Annotated in this window: 1 pseudogene; it reads left to right on the top strand. The window is 84.8% G+C overall.

Annotated features, from left to right (window positions below):
* Nucleotides 1-210, top strand: a pseudogene (locus RH94_RS44460) (2-oxoglutarate dehydrogenase, E2 component, dihydrolipoamide succinyltransferase); the annotation flags it as partial.

Below are 210 nucleotides of genomic sequence, written 5' to 3'. Positions count from 1 at the left end.
CCCGGCCCCCGCCGCCGAGCAGGCCCCGGCCCCGACCCCGACGGCCGCCCCGGCCGCCCAGGCTCCGGCGGCCCCCGCCACCGAGCAGGCCGCCCCTGCCCCGGCTCCCACGGCCGAGGCCGCCGCCGGTGCCGGCACCGCCGAGGGCACGGACGTGGTCCTGCCCGCGCTCGGCGAGTCCGTCACCGAGGGCACCGTCACCCGCTGGCT

Source organism: Streptomyces kebangsaanensis, assembly GCF_001906585.1.
GTDB lineage: Bacteria > Actinomycetota > Actinomycetes > Streptomycetales > Streptomycetaceae > Streptomyces > Streptomyces kebangsaanensis.
This window is presented reverse-complemented; position numbering and strand designations above follow the sequence as displayed.